The sequence below is a fragment of the Cyanobium sp. WKJ7-Wakatipu genome (genome assembly GCF_024345355.1).
GTDB lineage: Bacteria > Cyanobacteriota > Cyanobacteriia > PCC-6307 > Cyanobiaceae > Cyanobium_A > Cyanobium_A usitatum.
In genome coordinates this window covers 144,706-159,796 of record NZ_JAGQAY010000002.1, presented here as the reverse complement: position 1 = coordinate 159,796, position 15,091 = coordinate 144,706, and the positions used below count along the sequence as shown (strand labels likewise).

Below are 15,091 nucleotides of genomic sequence, written 5' to 3'. Positions count from 1 at the left end.
TCATCGTCTGCGGCGGCCCTGCCCATTGGCAAGCACAGTGGTGCAGTGATCACCGCCCCCCACCAGCCCCCTGCCGTGAGCGCGACGAGCCCCGACAACCGGAATTCAACCGACTGGAGCGCCGCCGCCGGCGCCGCCCTCTACGGGCTGGATCGCTGGGGTGACCCCTATTTCTCCGTGAGTGATCGCGGCCACGTGATGGTGCAACCCCGGGGCGACCGGGGCGGCTCCCTCGACCTGATGGAGCTGGTGCAGGAGCTGCAGGGCCGCGACCTAAGCCTGCCGCTGCTGATTCGCTTCGACGACATCCTCGAAGACCGGCTCGCACGACTGCACGGCGCCTTTGAACGGGCCATCGCCCAGTACGGCTACGCCGGCCGCTACCAGGGGGTGTTTCCGGTGAAGTGCAACCAGCAGCGCCATGTGGTGGAGGAGCTGGTGAGCAGTGGTCGGCGCTGGCACTTCGGCCTGGAGGCCGGCAGCAAGGCGGAGCTACTTATTGCTCTGTCGCTGATCGACGACCCCGAAGCCTTGCTGATCTGCAACGGCTACAAGGATCAGCGCTATATCGAGACCGCCATCCTGGCCAGGCGCCTGGGACGCCAACCGGTGGTAGTAGTCGAGCAGGCCGATGAGGTTGAGCGGATCATCAGCGCCAGTCACGAGCTGGGTGCGGCACCCCTGATCGGCATCCGGGCCAAGCTCTCGGCCCGCAGCACCGGCCGCTGGGGCAGCTCAGTGGGCGAACGGGCAAAGTTTGGCTTGGGCATCCCCGAGCTGCTGGCCACGGTGGAGGCTCTGCGGGCCGCCGATCTGCTGGGCGAGCTGCGCCTGCTGCACTTCCACGTGGGCAGCCAGATCAACGACATCGCCGTGCTCAAGGACGCCCTGCAGGAGGCCGGCCAGATCTACGGGGAGCTCACCAAATTGGGGGCGCCCATGGGCTACCTGGATGTGGGCGGCGGCCTGGGCATCGACTACGACGGCAGCCGCACCGCCAGCTCCGCCTCCACCAACTACTCGCTGCAGAACTACGCCAACGACGTGGTGGCAACGGTGAAGGAGTGCTGCGAACCCCACGGCATCCCCGTGCCCACCCTGGTGAGCGAAAGCGGCCGAGCCTTGGCTAGCCACTTCTCAGTGCTGGTGTTCGACGTACTCGGCGCCGGCAGCCTGCCCGGTGCCGTGCCCACACCCCTAGAGAGCGAAGCCCTAATCCTGCGCAACCTGCGCGACACCTACGCCGCCATCACAGCCCCTGAGGCCAGCGTGGAAGCCCTGCAGGAGGCCTGGAACGACGCCCTCAAGTTCAAGCACGACGCCTTGGCCACCTTCCGCCTCGGCTACCTGAGCCTGCCGGAGCGGGGCCTGGCCGAGCAGCTCACCTGGGCCTGCTGCCAGGCCATCGCCGAGCGGATCAAAGGGCTGCCAGCGGCCACGGTGATCCCCGAAGAGCTACGGGCCCTGCCAGCAGCCCTGGCCTCCACCTACTACGCCAACCTCTCGGTGTTTCGCTCGGCCCCCGACACCTGGGCGATCGACCAGCTGTTTCCGGTGCTGCCAATTCACCGCCTCGACGAAAAACCAGAAGCGCTGGGCAGCTTCGCCGACCTCACCTGCGATTCCGACGGCAAAATCGCCCGCTTCATCGATCCGGCCAGGAGCTCCGGGCAAGGCCAGGAGAAACCGTTGCTGGAGCTGCACAACCTGCGTCCAGGGGAGCCCTACTGGATCGGCCTGTTCCTAGGCGGCGCCTACCAGGAGGTGATGGGCAACCTGCACAACCTGTTCGGCAGCACCAACGCCGTGCACATCCGCCTCAAGGCCAACGGCGGCTACCAGCTCGATCACGTGGTGCGCGGCGACACTAATGCCGAGGTGCTGGAGGTGATGGAGCACAACCCGGAGCTGCTGCTGGAGCGGCTGCGGGTGGCCAGCGAGGCAGCCATCGGCCAAGGCTCTCTGGGCATCAGCGACGCCCGCCGGCTGATGGCCCACCTGGAAACGAGCCTGCGCCAGACCACCTATCTACAGGGCTGAGGATTCAGCGAGCGCAGAAGCGCACCTGCAAGCTGAGGCGCTCCATCGGACCGGGCAGCTCAGCTGGATCAAAGGGTGGAACGGCCGCATCAGCCATGGCCAGGGCCCGCATAGCCACCGGCCTGCCCCCTCCTTCAAGCTGCACCTCCAGGGGCTGCAGTCCCCGCAGGCCGATTGCAGCAGCGACGTCCTGGGCCTGCCGCAAGGCGTCCTGGTAGGCGGCTCTCAGCAACTGCCGCCTGGCGGCCTGATCACCCGCCGCATCCGCCTCGGTGGCCACGGGCGACAGGCGAACCCCCGGCAGCCCGCCCACCTGACGCACCAGTGGCTGCAGCTGGGTAGGCACCAGCTGGCCAGACACCTGCAGGCTGGCCTGCACCGCCCCAGCTTTGTCACGGCTAGCGGGCCGCTGCCAGGTGGAAGGGGAGGTGACCTCCAGACCAACCACCTGCAGGGTTTTGAGCTGGGTGCGCACCTCGGCCAGTCGTCGCTGCAGGCTGGCCAGGGCCGCATCAGTGCTGGTCTCCTCCGCTTCCAGGGTCAGGGAAAAACGCAGGCGCTGGGTGGGTCGCTTCAGCTCGGCGCTGCCGCGAGCCTCAACCAGGGTGCCCGTGCAAGCGAGCTGCACCTGGGACTGGGCCAACCCAGCAGCGGGTAGCAAGGGCAACAGCAGCGGCAACAACCGGAGCAGATTCCAAGTCATCGGGCCTAGGTACTTTCTGGCAACAGCTTGGCTGAGGCAGGTCTCAAGCGAGCGCAGCCCGCAGCTGCGCCTTGGCCTGCTCCAGGGCCCCATCCAGGGCTGCACCATCCCGACCGCCCGCTTGGGCCAAATTGGGCCGGCCGCCGCCGCCGCCGCCACAGGCCTTGGCCACCGCGCCGATGAAGGCACCAGCCTTGGGACCGGCCGCGATCACCGTCTGGCCAAAGGCCGCCACCAGAATCACCTTGGCCAGATCGGCCGGATCGGGCAGCCCGCCCAACACCACGGCAGCGCCAGCGCCGAGCTGATCGGCCAGGCCCTGGGCCGCGCTCTGCAGGCCGGCACCCTCGACGCCATCAAGGCGGGCCACCAGCAGCTGGAACTCCCCGAGAGCCTGGGCCTGGCCCGCCAGCGCTGAAGCCTTGGCCAGCGCCAACTCGCCGCGGGCCGCCGCCAACGCCTTGCCGCTGGCCTTGAGCTCATCGGCCAGAGCCGCCACCCTCTCGACGATCTCGCCGGGCTGGGCCTTGAAGCGCTCGCCCAGCTGCTTCACAACCGCATCGCGCTCATTGAGGTAGGCCAGCACCGCCGGGCCTGCCACCGCCTCGATGCGGCGGATACCGGCAGCCACACCGCCCTCGCTCACGATCTTGAACAGACCGATCTCGGCGGTGTTGGCCACGTGGGTGCCGCCGCAGAGCTCCATCGACACGCCGGGCACATCCACCACCCGCACCACATCGGCGTACTTCTCGCCAAACATCGCCACGGCTCCAGCGGCCTTGGCGGCCTCGATCGCCATCTCTTGCACTTCCAGGCGGTGAGCGTCGCTGATCCAGCCGTTGATCAGGGCCTCGATCTGCTCCAGCTCAGCCGGCGCCACGGCCCGGGGGCAGTGGAAATCAAAGCGCAGCCGATCAAAGGTCACCAGCGAGCCGGCCTGGCCGATACCGGGATCCACCACCTGCTTAAGCGCCGCCTGCAGCAGGTGGGTGGCCGTATGGTTGGCCTGGGCGCGGCGGCGGCAGGCCCGGTCCACCTGGGCATTCACCAGCTCGCCAATGGCCAGGCTGCCGCGCTCGATGCGGCCGCTGTGCACAAACACTGAGCGGTTGCGGCTAACGCCATCAATCGCCACGATCACCCCGGCTCCATCGGCCCCCTGGCCGCAGAGCACGCCCCGATCGCCCACCTGGCCGCCACCTTCGCCATAGAAGGGGGTGGAGTCGAGCACCAGTTGCACTGCATCCCCCGCCACGGCACGCTCCGCCGGCTCACCGTTCACCACCAGGGCCAGCACGCAGCTGGGGTGCTCCAGGGCCTCGTAGCCCTTGAAGGCGGTGGCGGCCGCAGCGGCTGTCACCTGATCAATCGCCCCCTGCAGGGTGAGGTCGATGCTCACCGCCGCGGCCTTGGCCCGTTGGCGCTGGGCCTCCATCGCCGCCTCAAAACCGGCCAGGTCCACCGTGAGCCCCTGCTCCTCAGCGATCTCCTCGGTGAGCTCCAGCGGGAAGCCGTAGGTGTCGTAGAGCTCGAAGGCCTGCTCGCCGCTGATCTGGGTTGGCTTCGCTGCCAGCACCTCAGCCAGTAGCTTCTCGCCCCGCTCCAGGGTTTCCAGGAAGCGGGCCTCCTCGCGGGCGAGCTCGGCCAGGATCACCTCACGGCGCTCCAGCAGCTGGGGGTAGGCGACCTGCATCAAGGCGATCGACGCCTCACCCATCACCGTCAGGAAAGGCTTGTCGATGCCGAGGAGTCGTCCGTGGCGCACGACGCGGCGCAGGAGGCGCCTGAGGATGTAGCCGCGGCCCAGGTTGGAGGCCGTCACGCCATCGCAGATCAGCTGGGTGATGGCACGGCTGTGGTCGCCGATCACCTTGAGCGATGTCTGGCCCTTGGCGTCGAGGCCGCGGTAGTCGACCCCAGCTAGGCCCGCCGCCGTTTCAATCAGCGGGTAGATCAGATCGGTTTCGTAGTTGTTCGGCACCGCCTGCAGAATCTGGGCCATGCGCTCAAGCCCCAAGCCCGTATCGATGTTGCGGTTGGCCAGCGGCGTGAGGATGCCCTCCGCGTCGCGGTTGTACTGCATAAACACCAAGTTGTAGAACTCGATAAAGCGCGAGTCGTCTTCCAGGTCGATGCCGTCGTCGCCGAGTTCGGGCTTGAAGTCGTAGTAGATCTCCGAGCAGGGGCCGCAGGGGCCGGTAGGGCCTGAGGCCCAGAAGTTGTCGGCCTCATCCATGCGAATGATGCGCTTGGGGTTCACCCCCACCACGTCGCGCCAGATAGCGCCTGCCTCATCGTCTTCGCGGAAGACGCTCACCACCAGATTCTGCGGCGAAAGCCCGAATACCCCGGTGCTCAGCTCCCAGGCCCACTGGATCGCCTGCTCCTTGAAATAGTCGCCGAAGGAAAAGTTGCCGAGCATCTCAAAAAACGTGTGATGCCGCGCCGTGCGGCCCACGTTTTCGATGTCGTTGGTGCGGATGCACTTCTGGGAGCTGGTGGCCCTCGGCGCCGGCCGTGGCTGCTGACCCAGAAACACCGGCTTGAACGGCAGCATGCCGGCAATGGTGAGCAGCACCGTCGGGTCGTCCGGGATCAGCGAGGCGCTCGCCATCGGCTTGTGGCCCCGCTGCTCGTAAAAGTCGAGGAAGGCGGCGCGAATCTCAGCACCGGTGCGAGGACAACCGGTATGTGCTGTGACGGCCATGGCGAAGCATTACAACCCTTAGCAGGCCATGATCGCCCAGCAAAGGACCTCACCCGACCCCCGTGTCTGTGGCCGAAAGCGAGCCCCGCGACCAGCTGAGGTTGCAATCGATCGGTTGGGCCCTGGCCGCCGGTGCCGTCGCGGGCCTGCCAGAGCTGGTGGCAGCAGGGCTGGATCCGGCCCTGCGCTCGGCGGGCTGCGGCTTTTTCTATGGCCTGCTGGCCTTTCACCTGCAACGAGTCGACCCCGACGACAGCCACCTACAGGCGGGGTTGGTGGGTGCGGTGTGTGGAATTCGCAGCCTCGGCAGTCCCCTAGAGCTGACATCGGGCCTACCAGCTGTGATGATGGCGCTGATCCGCGGGTGGCTGCCGCTCTGGCTGCCGCTGATCGGCAGCGCTTTGGTGCTGCATTCAGCGCAGCGCTTGGCACCACGCCTCCTGCCCGCCCGACGGCCGTAAGGCCGGGTTCATGAGCCTGCTGCACGCCACCTGGCTGTTTCCCCCCGAGGGTTCGGGCGGCCGCCTATTCCTGTGGGCCGACACCTGGCGGGTGGCGACCCCTGCCGTGCCAAAGCTGGAGGCCCCAGAGCACCCACTGGCCCTCAACGAAGACGACCTGGCCACCTGGCTCGACGACAACGGGCTGTGGTCGGAGGCCCTGCGCCCAGCCCGGGCCACCCTGACCCTGCCCAGCCGTAACCAGGCCGCCAAGGGCCGCCGCACCAGTGCCAGCACCTGGAGCGGCCTGCCCCTGCAGGCCGGCGAACCGATTCCCAAACAGCTCGAATGGTGGCCCTGGCAGGTGGAGGGCTGGGCCCTCGATGCTGCCAACGCGGGCGAATGGCTCAGCCAGATACCCCTGGCTGGTGAGCACCCGGAGATGGCCGACGAGCTGCGCTGGTGGAGTCACCTACAGCGCTGGGCCCTGAGCCTGATCGCCCGCGGCCGCTGGCTGCCCCAGATCGCCGAGGGCAAGGCCCGCTGGCTGCCCCTGCTCAACCGCGAAGACGACCGCCGCCGCCTCGAAGACCTGGCCAGCGGCCTGCCCCAGGTGGCCACCTGCGCCCTGGCCGCCGGCCCCAGCGGCGACCCCTCCCTGGCCTGCCGCCGCCCCGGCAGCGGGCGCCTGCGGGTGGCCAGCCTGCTGGAAGCCCTGCTCGATGGCCAGCTGCGGGTGGGCTTCAGTGCCAGCGCAGGCGGGCTCGATCCCTTGCTGGCGGCCTGGCAGAAGGCCCTGGGCAAAGGCGATGGCAGCCTCAGCCTGGGCGAGGAGGAGCTGGAGCGGCTCAGCATCGCCACCCACCACTGGCGCGAAGGGGTGGCGGGCAAGGTGGAGCCAGCCCGCACCTGCCTGGAGCTGTTCACCCCCGCCGAGGGCGAGGAGCTGTGGGAGCTGCGCTTCGGGCTGCAGGCGGAAGCCGACCCGAGCCTGCGGGTGCCAGCCGCCGCCGTCTGGGCCGCCGGCGATCGGGGCCTGCAGATGGGCGAAGTGGCTGTGCCCCAACCGAGCGAGCTGCTGCTTGAGGGCATGGGCCGGGCCCTGACGGTGTTTGAACCGATCGTGCGGGGGCTGGATTCGGCCACCCCGGAAACGATGCAGCTCACGCCAGCCGAGGCGTTTGTGCTGGTGCGCACCGGCGCCCACCAGCTGCGCGATGTGGGCGTGGGTGTGGTGCTGCCGGCCAGCCTCGCAGGGGGCCTGGCCAGCCGGTTGGGCCTGTCGATCAAGGCCGAGCTGCCTGAGAAATCGCGCGGCTTCACCTTGGGCGAAACACTCACCTGGGAATGGGAATTCATGATCGGCGGCGTCACCCTGACCCTGCGGGACCTGGATCGCCTGGAGACCAAACGGAGCCCACTGGTGCAGCACAAGGGGGCCTGGATCGAGCTGCGGCCCCTCGATCTCAAGAACGCCAAGAAATTCAGCGGCGCCGATCCGGGCCTGAGCCTCGACGACGCCCTACGGCTCACCGCCAGCGAAGGCGACACCTTCCACCGGCTACCGGTGCACCACTTCGATGCCGGCCCCCGGCTGCAGGCCGTGCTGGAGCAATACCACCAGCAGAAGGCCCCCGACCCCCTGCCCGCCCCACCTGGCTTCTCCGGCCAGCTGCGGCCCTATCAGGAGCGGGGCCTGGGCTGGCTGGCCTTCCTGCACCGTTTCGACCAAGGCGCCTGCCTAGCCGACGACATGGGCCTGGGCAAAACGATCCAGCTGCTGGCCTTCCTGCAGCACCTCAAGGCCGAAGACGAACTCAAACGACCGGTGCTGCTGGTGGCGCCCACCTCGGTGCTCACCAACTGGAAGCGCGAAGCCCACGGCTTCACCCCCGAACTGGGCGTGAGGGAGCACTACGGCCCGCGGCGACCGAGCAGCCCCGAGGCTCTCAAAAAAGCCCTTAAGGGCGTGGATCTGGTGCTCACCAGCTACGGCCTGCTGCAGCGTGACAGCGAGCTGCTCGAAAGCATCGACTGGCAGGGGGTGGTGATCGACGAAGCCCAGGCGATCAAAAACCACACCGCCAAACAAAGCCAAGCGGCCCGGGACCTGGCCCGCCCCAGCCGCGGCGGCAAAGGTGGCAGCCGCTTCCGGATTGCCCTCACCGGCACGCCGGTGGAAAACCGCGTCAGCGAGCTGTGGGCGCTGATGGATTTCCTCAACCCCAAGGTGCTCGGCGATGAGCCCTTCTTCCGCCAGCGCTACCGGTTGCCGATCGAGCGGTACGGCGACATGTCGTCGCTGCGGGATCTCAAAAGCCGGGTGGGGCCGTTCATCCTGCGGCGCCTCAAAACCGACAAGTCGATCATTTCCGACCTGCCGGAGAAGGTGGAGCTCAATGAATGGGTGGGCCTGGCTCCCGAGCAGAAGAAGCTCTACAACAAGACAGTCGACGAAAGCCTCGATGCCATCGCCCGGGCACCGCTGGGCCAGAAGCACGGCCAGGTGCTGGCCCTGCTCACCAAGCTCAAGCAGATCTGCAACCACCCGGCCCTGGCCCTGAAGGAAAACGCCGAGGCCGTGCTGGCCAGCGGCAACGGCAGCTTCAGCAGCCGCAGCGGCAAGCTGCAGCGGCTCGAGGAGATCCTCGAGGAGGTAATCGAAGCGGGCGACCGGGCGTTGCTGTTCACCCAGTTCGCCGAATGGGGGCTACTGCTCAAGGCCCACCTGGAGCGCAAATGGCGCCAGGAGGTGCCGTTCCTCTACGGCAGCACCAGCAAAACCGAGCGCCAGGCGATGGTCGATCGCTTCCAGGACGACCCCCGCGGCCCCCAGCTGTTTTTGCTGTCGCTCAAGGCCGGTGGTGTGGGCCTCAACCTCACCCGCGCCAGCCACGTCTTCCACATCGACCGCTGGTGGAACCCGGCCGTGGAAAACCAGGCCACCGACCGGGCCTACCGGATCGGCCAACAAAACCGGGTTTTGGTGCACAAGTTCATCACCAGCGGCTCGGTGGAAGAAAAAATCGACCGCATGATCAAGGAGAAGTCAAAAATGGCTGAAGAAATCGTCGGCTCCGGTGAAGACTGGCTCGGCGGCTTTGATGTGGGCCAACTCAAAGATCTAGTGGCCCTGAGCGAAGAGGATTAACGCCATGACCCTCACCCCCACCACCTACGCCAGCGCCATCAACACCCAGCTCGGCGACCAGGGCCTGGCCCAGCAGCCCTGGTGGGTGGAGCAGTGGATGGAGCTGATCAACTCCTACCGCTTCAAAAAGCGCCTGGAGCGCGCCTGGGAGTATGCCCGCAGCGGCAATGTCACCTCGATCCGCTTTGAGGGGCGGCGAGTGCATGCCCGGGTGCAGGGCACCGACGAGGAGCCCTACAAGGTGAAGCTCTGGCTCGACGTGCTCCAGGACGACGACTGGAACTACGTGCTCGACGCCCTCACCCAGAAGGCGCGCTGGTCGGCCCAGCTGCTGGCCGGCGTCATGCCCCAGGACATAGAGCGCGCCTTCGCGGCCAGCGGCAAGCGCCTGTTTCCGTTCAAGTTGCAGGAGGTGCGCAGCGAGTGCAGCTGCCCCGATAAGGCCAACCCCTGCAAGCACGTCAGCGCCGTTTACTACCTGATGGGCGATCGCTTCAGCGAAGACCCCTTCGTGTTGTTCCAGCTGCGCGGCCGCACCCGGGCCCAGCTGCTGGCCGACCTGGCCAAGCGGCGGCGCAAGGCGCTGGCAAAACAGGCCAGACAGGCTGCAGCCAAACAGGGCTCCCATCCGGTCGCCGCAGTGGCGCTGCAGCCGGTGCATCCAGCCATCAAGGACCCAAACCGCTGGTGGCGCTATGGCGCAGCCCTCGATTCGGATCTGGTGGTGATCACACCAGCCCTGGAGGGCGACACCGGCCTCGATGCCGCCGGTCCCCTGCCCCTGGCAGAAGAACCCCGCTTCCCCGAGGCCAATCTCCACTTCCTGGAGCACCTCAAGGCCCACGGCCAGCAGCTGGCGGCCCTGGCCATGGCCAAGGCCATGGGCCCGGCCAACGGTGATGACAGCTGAGCTCCCCAGCCCGCCCCCCTGGCTAACGCCGGCGGCCCAAAGCCTGGCCCTGTGCCTGCTCAGCAATTACCAGCGCGCCTTCGGCACCCCCCTGATCGCCGGCCTAGCCGCCGACGCCTCGCCCCTGCTGGTAGCCCAGGAGCTGTTTGCCGCCGAGCTGGTGCTGCTGGCCCATGACGGCGCCGATCCCAGCAGCGAGCCAGGGCCAAGGCTGATCTATGCCAACCGGGCGGCCCTGCGCCTGTGGCAGCGCCCCTGGCCCGAGATGGTGGGCATGCCGTCGCGGCTCACCGCCGAGCTAGCCGAGCGGGCCAGCCGCCGCCAGGCGTTGGTGGCAGCCCAAGCCAAAGAAGCGATCTCGGGCTACCGGGGCATCCGCATCGACAGCCGCGGCCGCCGCTTTGCCATCGAAGCCGCCCGCCTCTGGACCCTGCGCAACGGCAGCGGTCAGCCCTGCGGCCAAGCCGCCCGCTTCAGCCGCTGGTGGCTGTTCTGAAGGCATACCTGTTGTGATCGCCACCATCCCAGCGCCGCCGCCCCAACTGCCCGCCGAGCTGAGGCCCCTGCTCACAACCCTGCAGCAGCGGGGTTTTCAGGTGCGGCTGGCCCCGCCGCCAGTGCCCGGCAGCTACGGGCTGTTCCAAGCCAAAACGCGCACCCTCTGGATCGCGCCGGTGGCCTTCGATCTAGGCATCGGCCGGCAGGTTTTTCTGCATGAGGCCATTCACGCAGCCCAGAGCTGTCCCACCGGCGTGCTCCAGCCCTTGGGCTGGAGCGTGCGGCTCAACCCGGTGGTGGAGCAGGAGATCAGCGGCATCCTCACCACCCGCTACCACCACGGCAACCGGCAACTGGAGCGGGAAGCCTTCAGCGTGCAGGGCCATCCCGACGCCATCGGCCGGGTGATCGCCGCCTTAAAGCAGCGCTGCCGGTTGCCCCTACCTGCCAGTGGTGCCAACCGAACGGGGCCGTAAGGGCCGAACCAAAACGGGCGGTCTGCCCCCTGCCATCGCCCGGCTGGCCGCAGCACATTGGCTGTGTCCCGGAGAACATCCGATGCTCACCCTGCACCAACATCCCTTCGAGTTACTCGAGCAACAACTGCGCGCTGCCGAGCGTCCCGCCGCCGAGCGAGTGCCGGCCGCCGAGGTGCACGAAACCGACGACGCCTACGTAATCGCCCTGGAGCTTCCCGGTGTCGATAAAACCTCGATCGACGTCAAGGCCACCGACCGCAGCCTGGTGATCAACGCCGAGCGCCGCCAGCCGAGCCCCGATGGCTCTTCCCCGGTCGCCAAACAGGCCTCCTTGATCAGCGAATTCCGCTACGGCACCTGGAGCCGCAGCTTCCGCTTTCCCGGTGGCATCAACCGTGAAAGCCTGCAAGCCCACTACCGCGACGGCCTGCTCACCGTGACGGCACCTAAGGCCCAGAACCTCACCACCGTGCAGGTGCAGGTGGAGGGCTGATCAGGGCCGAGCGGACACGAGAGAAGAGACCCCTCCCAGGCCCGGCCCACCCGCCGGGCCTTTTTTGTGGGCGGGCTTCCTAAAGTTGGGCAAATTGCGGATCGATCCATGGTTGGTGCCGTCGCAACCGCAGCCCGGCTGAGCCTGCAATGCGAGCCGATCGGACCGGACACCACCACGATCCGCTCGCTCGACTGGGACCGCAGCCGCTTCGATATTGAGTTTGGCCTGCGCAACGGCACCACCTACAACAGCTTCCTGGTGCGGGGCGAGCGCACAGCCCTGATCGACACCAGCCACCTCAAGTTTGAGGACACCTGGCTGCCGCTGCTACAGGAGCAGATCGACCCCAAAGCAATCGATCACCTGATCGTTTCCCACACCGAGCCCGACCACTCGGGACTGATTGGCCACCTGCTCGACCTCAACCCCGAGATCGAGATCGTGGGCTCCAAGGTGGCGATCCAGTTTCTTGAGAATCAGGTGCACCGGCCCTTCAAAAGCCGGGCGGTAAAAAGCGGCGAAGAGCTCGATCTGGGCACCAACCCCACCAGTGGCGTGGCCCACCGCTTTGAGTTTCTCAGCGCTCCAAACCTGCACTGGCCCGACACGATCTTTTCCTTCGACCACGGCACCGGCATCCTCTACACCTGCGATGCCTTCGGCCTGCACTACTGCTCCAAGGAGCTGTTCGACAGCGATCCCGGCGCCATAGCCCCCGATTTTCGCTTCTATTACGACTGCCTGATGGGCCCCAACGCCCGCAGCGTGCTGCAGGCCTTGAAGCGCATGGATGGCCTGCCCGAGATCAGCACAGTGGCTGTGGGCCATGGGCCCCTGCTGCGCCACCACCTCGGCCTGTGGTTGGGCGACTACCGCGAGTGGAGTTCTGAGCGCAGCAGCGGCGAGGACTATGCGGCGGTTTGCTATCTAAGCCAATACGGCTTCTGTGACCGGCTCAGCCAGGCGATTGCCCGCGGCATCGGCAAGGCCGGCGCCGCAGTGCAGCTGGTGGATCTGCGCGCCACCGACGCCCAGGAGCTCAGTGCCCTGATCGGTGAAGCCAGCGCCGTGGTGGTACCCACCTGGCCAGCCCGGCCCGATGCCGAGCTGCAAGCTTCGATCGGCACATTGTTAGCGGCCCTCAAACCGAAGCAGTGGGTGGGCAGCTACGACGCCTTCGGCGGCGACGACGAGCCGATCGACACCGTGGCCAGCCAGCTGCGCAGCCTCGGCCAGAAGACCGCCTTTGAACCGCTGCGGGTGCGCCAGGTGCCCGGCGGCAACGACTATCAGCGCTGCGAGGAAGCCGGCACCGACCTAGGCCAGCTGCTCACCAAGGAGAAGACAATCGCCGCGATGAAGTCTCTCGATGCCGATCTCGACAAGGCCCTGGGGCGCCTATCCGGGGGGTTGTATGTGGTGACGGCGCGGCAGGAGACACCGGAGGGCACGCGCAGCTCAGCGATGGTGGCCAGCTGGGTGAGCCAGGCAAGTTTCGAGCCCCCCGGCCTCACGGTGGCGGTAGCCAAAGACCGGGCCATCGAGGCGCTGCTGCAGGTGGACGATCGCTTCGTGCTCAACATCCTGCGGGAGGACAACCACCAGGAGCTGCTGCGCCATTTCCTCAAGCGCTTCCCGCCGGGCGCCGACCGCTTCGCCGGGGTAAGCACCCTCGAGGGCGCCGCCACGGGCGGCCCGGTGCTCGGTGATGCCCTGGCCTATCTGGGCTGCCGCGTGGTGCAACGCCTCGAAGGCCCCGACCACTGGATCATCTACGCCGAGGTGGAGCAGGGGAACGTGGCCGACACCGAAGCCAGCACCGCCGTGCACCACCGCAAAGTGGGGAACCACTACTGATGGGCAGCCCTGCCGAGCCCGGCCCCAGCAGACGCGTCATCCAGCTCCCCATCGAGCCGGGGCTGATCTGCCTCAAGGGGCTGAGCCCCACCCGGCTGCGCTTCGAGGTGGAATACGGCCTGGAGCGCGGCACCACCGCCAACAGCTTCCTGTTCCAGGAGGTGCCCCTGCTGGTCCATCCCCCCGGGGCCTCCTTTGCCGAGCCCTTCCTGGCGGAGCTGGCGAAGCTGGTGCCGGCCGAGGCCCCCTTGAAGGTGGTGGTGGGTCACGTCAACCCCAATCGGGTAGCCCTGTTGCACCAACTGGCGGCCCGCTGGCCCAACCTGCTGCTGGTGAGCTCCAACGCCGGCGCCAAGCTGCTCGCAGAGCTTTGGAACCTGCAGAAACCGGTCGCCCCCGGCAGCGAGACAACCCCCAAGCCGATCCCAGCGCTGCCTCGGATCGATGTGGTGAAGCAGGAGGCCAGCCGCAACCTCGTCGACGGCCACGTGCTGCGCCTGATTCCCACCCCCACCCCCCGCTGGCCCGGGGCGCTGATGGCCTTCGAGGAGACCAGCGGCCTGCTGATGAGTGGCAAGTTTTTCGCGGCCCACCTCTGCAGCGAGAGCTTCGCTGAGGCCAACCGCAGCAGCAGTGAGGAAGACCGCCGCTACTTCTACGACTGCCTTATGGCACCGATGGCGCGCCAGGTGGAGTCGGTGGTGGAGCGGCTCGAAGCCCTCGACATCCGCACCATTGCCCCCGGCCACGGTCCGGCGATCAGCGAGAGCTGGCGCAGCCTTCTCAACGACTACCACCGCTGGGGCGCAACCCAGGAGCGGGCGCGCCTATCGGTGGCACTGCTGTTTGCCAGCGCCTACGGCAACACGGCCGCCATCGCCGATGCCCTCGCCCAGGGGGTCGCCCGCACCGGCGTGCGGGTGGAGAGCATCAACTGCGAGTTCACGCCACCTGAGCAGCTGCTGGCGGCGATCCGCAGCTGCGATGCGATCTTGATCGGCTCTCCCACCCTCGGCGGCCATGCCCCCACACCGATCGTGTCAGCCCTGGGCACGGTGCTAGCCGAGGGCGACCGCAGCAAGCCGGTTGGGGTCTTTGGCAGCTTTGGCTGGAGCGGTGAAGCCCTGGATCTGCTGGAGAGCAAGCTGCGCGATGGCGGCTTCCACTTCGCCTTTGAACCGATCAAGGTGAAGTTCAGCCCCGATGCGGCCAGCCTCAAAGCCATCGAGGAAACCGGCACCGCCCTTGGCCGCCAACTGCAGAGCGAACAGCGCAAGGCGCAGCGCCGAACCGCCAGTGGCGGACTCAGCGAGAGCCGCAGCAATCCAGCAGTGCAGGCCCTGGGCCGGGTGGTGGGCTCCCTTTGCGTACTCACCACCAGCAAAGGGGAGGGCGGCAACCGCCTCAGCAGCGCCATGGTGGCCAGCTGGGTGAGCCAGGCCAGCTTCTCACCGCCTGGCTTCACTGTGGCCGTAGCGAAAGACCGGGCGGTGGAGGCCCTGCTGCACGTCGGCGATCGCTTTGCTCTCAACGTGCTGGCCGCAGGGCGTGAAAACGGTCCGATGAAGCAGTTTTTGCAGCCGTTTGCCCCAGGCGCCGACCGCTTCGCCGGCCTGGAGCTGGAGCACAGCCCCAGCGGCCAACCGCTTCTACCGGAGGCCCTGGCCTGGCTGGAAGCCACGGTGCAGCAGCGCATGGAATGCGGCGACCACTGGCTGCTGTATGCCCAGGTGAGCCAGGGCGGCGTGCTCGACGCCAGCGCCACCACGGCCGTGCACCAGCGCCGCAGCGGCGCCAACTACTGAGA

The 15,091-nt window shown here is 67.5% G+C and carries 11 protein-coding genes; 9 read left to right on the top strand and 2 right to left on the bottom strand.

Features of this window, described 5'->3' with window-relative positions:
• The first annotated feature begins 75 nt into the window (after positions 1-75).
• Positions 76-2,040, top strand: a complete 1,965-nt coding sequence (gene speA / locus KBY83_RS01965; RefSeq protein WP_255018062.1) for a biosynthetic arginine decarboxylase — start codon at positions 76-78, stop codon at positions 2,038-2,040.
• Between the two features lie 4 nt (positions 2,041-2,044).
• Here the strand turns inward: speA and KBY83_RS01960 are convergent, their stop codons facing one another.
• Positions 2,045-2,743 carry an SIMPL domain-containing protein gene (locus KBY83_RS01960; RefSeq protein ID WP_255018061.1) on the bottom strand — a complete coding sequence of 233 codons (699 nt, stop codon included), beginning with the start codon at positions 2,741-2,743 and terminating at the stop codon, positions 2,045-2,047.
• A 43-nt stretch (positions 2,744-2,786) separates the two neighbouring features.
• A complete protein-coding gene (gene alaS, locus KBY83_RS01955; RefSeq protein ID WP_255018060.1) occupies positions 2,787-5,453 on the bottom strand; it encodes an alanine--tRNA ligase in 2,667 nt (888 codons plus the stop codon).
• A gap of 62 nt (positions 5,454-5,515) precedes the next feature.
• On the opposite strand from alaS, the gene KBY83_RS01950 reads away from it, so the two are divergent.
• The 8 genes from KBY83_RS01950 (at position 5,516) to KBY83_RS01915 (ending at position 15,089) form a co-directional block, all read left to right on the top strand.
• Positions 5,516-5,914, top strand: coding sequence for a hypothetical protein (locus KBY83_RS01950; protein WP_106502706.1), 399 nt, complete (start codon positions 5,516-5,518; stop codon positions 5,912-5,914).
• Positions 5,915-5,924: 10 nt separating this feature from the next.
• Complete coding sequence (locus KBY83_RS01945; RefSeq protein ID WP_255018059.1) at positions 5,925-9,044, top strand: DEAD/DEAH box helicase; 3,120 nt, start codon at positions 5,925-5,927, stop codon at positions 9,042-9,044.
• A gap of 4 nt (positions 9,045-9,048) precedes the next feature.
• Complete coding sequence (locus tag KBY83_RS01940) at positions 9,049-9,954, top strand: SWIM zinc finger family protein (RefSeq protein ID WP_255018058.1); 906 nt, start codon at positions 9,049-9,051, stop codon at positions 9,952-9,954.
• Positions 9,944-10,450: an MEKHLA domain-containing protein gene (locus tag KBY83_RS01935; RefSeq protein ID WP_255018057.1), complete on the top strand. Its 507-nt coding sequence runs from the start codon at positions 9,944-9,946 to the stop codon at positions 10,448-10,450. The genes KBY83_RS01940 and KBY83_RS01935 overlap by 11 nt, the downstream gene beginning before the upstream one ends.
• 13 nt (positions 10,451-10,463) lie before the next feature.
• Entirely contained in the window at positions 10,464-10,928 is a 465-nt protein-coding gene (locus KBY83_RS01930; protein WP_255018056.1) for a hypothetical protein, read from the top strand.
• A gap of 82 nt (positions 10,929-11,010) precedes the next feature.
• Positions 11,011-11,424: an Hsp20/alpha crystallin family protein gene (locus KBY83_RS01925; RefSeq protein WP_255018107.1), complete on the top strand. Its 414-nt coding sequence runs from the start codon at positions 11,011-11,013 to the stop codon at positions 11,422-11,424.
• 108 nt (positions 11,425-11,532) lie between these two features.
• Positions 11,533-13,284 (top strand): diflavin flavoprotein, encoded by a 1,752-nt coding sequence (locus tag KBY83_RS01920; RefSeq protein ID WP_255018055.1) that lies wholly within the window; start codon positions 11,533-11,535, stop codon positions 13,282-13,284.
• Positions 13,284-15,089, top strand: coding sequence for a diflavin flavoprotein (locus KBY83_RS01915; RefSeq protein WP_255018054.1), 1,806 nt, complete (start codon positions 13,284-13,286; stop codon positions 15,087-15,089). The genes KBY83_RS01920 and KBY83_RS01915 overlap by 1 nt, the downstream gene beginning before the upstream one ends.
• Positions 15,090-15,091: the final 2 nt, after the last annotated feature.

Bases quoted from the DNA above. Each gene is read 5' to 3' on its own strand.
- KBY83_RS01935 (WP_255018057.1), top strand. From the start codon at position 9,944: ATGACAGCTGAGCTCCCCAGCCCGCCCCCCTGGCTAACGCCGGCGGCC.
- KBY83_RS01960 (WP_255018061.1), bottom strand. From the start codon at position 2,743: ATGACTTGGAATCTGCTCCGGTTGTTGCCGCTGCTGTTGCCCTTGCTA.
- KBY83_RS01925 (WP_255018107.1), top strand. From the start codon at position 11,011: ATGCTCACCCTGCACCAACATCCCTTCGAGTTACTCGAGCAACAACTG.
- alaS (WP_255018060.1), bottom strand. From the start codon at position 5,453: ATGGCCGTCACAGCACATACCGGTTGTCCTCGCACCGGTGCTGAGATT.
- KBY83_RS01945 (WP_255018059.1), top strand. From the start codon at position 5,925: ATGAGCCTGCTGCACGCCACCTGGCTGTTTCCCCCCGAGGGTTCGGGC.
- KBY83_RS01920 (WP_255018055.1), top strand. From the start codon at position 11,533: ATGGTTGGTGCCGTCGCAACCGCAGCCCGGCTGAGCCTGCAATGCGAG.
- KBY83_RS01915 (WP_255018054.1), top strand. From the start codon at position 13,284: ATGGGCAGCCCTGCCGAGCCCGGCCCCAGCAGACGCGTCATCCAGCTC.
- KBY83_RS01940 (WP_255018058.1), top strand. From the start codon at position 9,049: ATGACCCTCACCCCCACCACCTACGCCAGCGCCATCAACACCCAGCTC.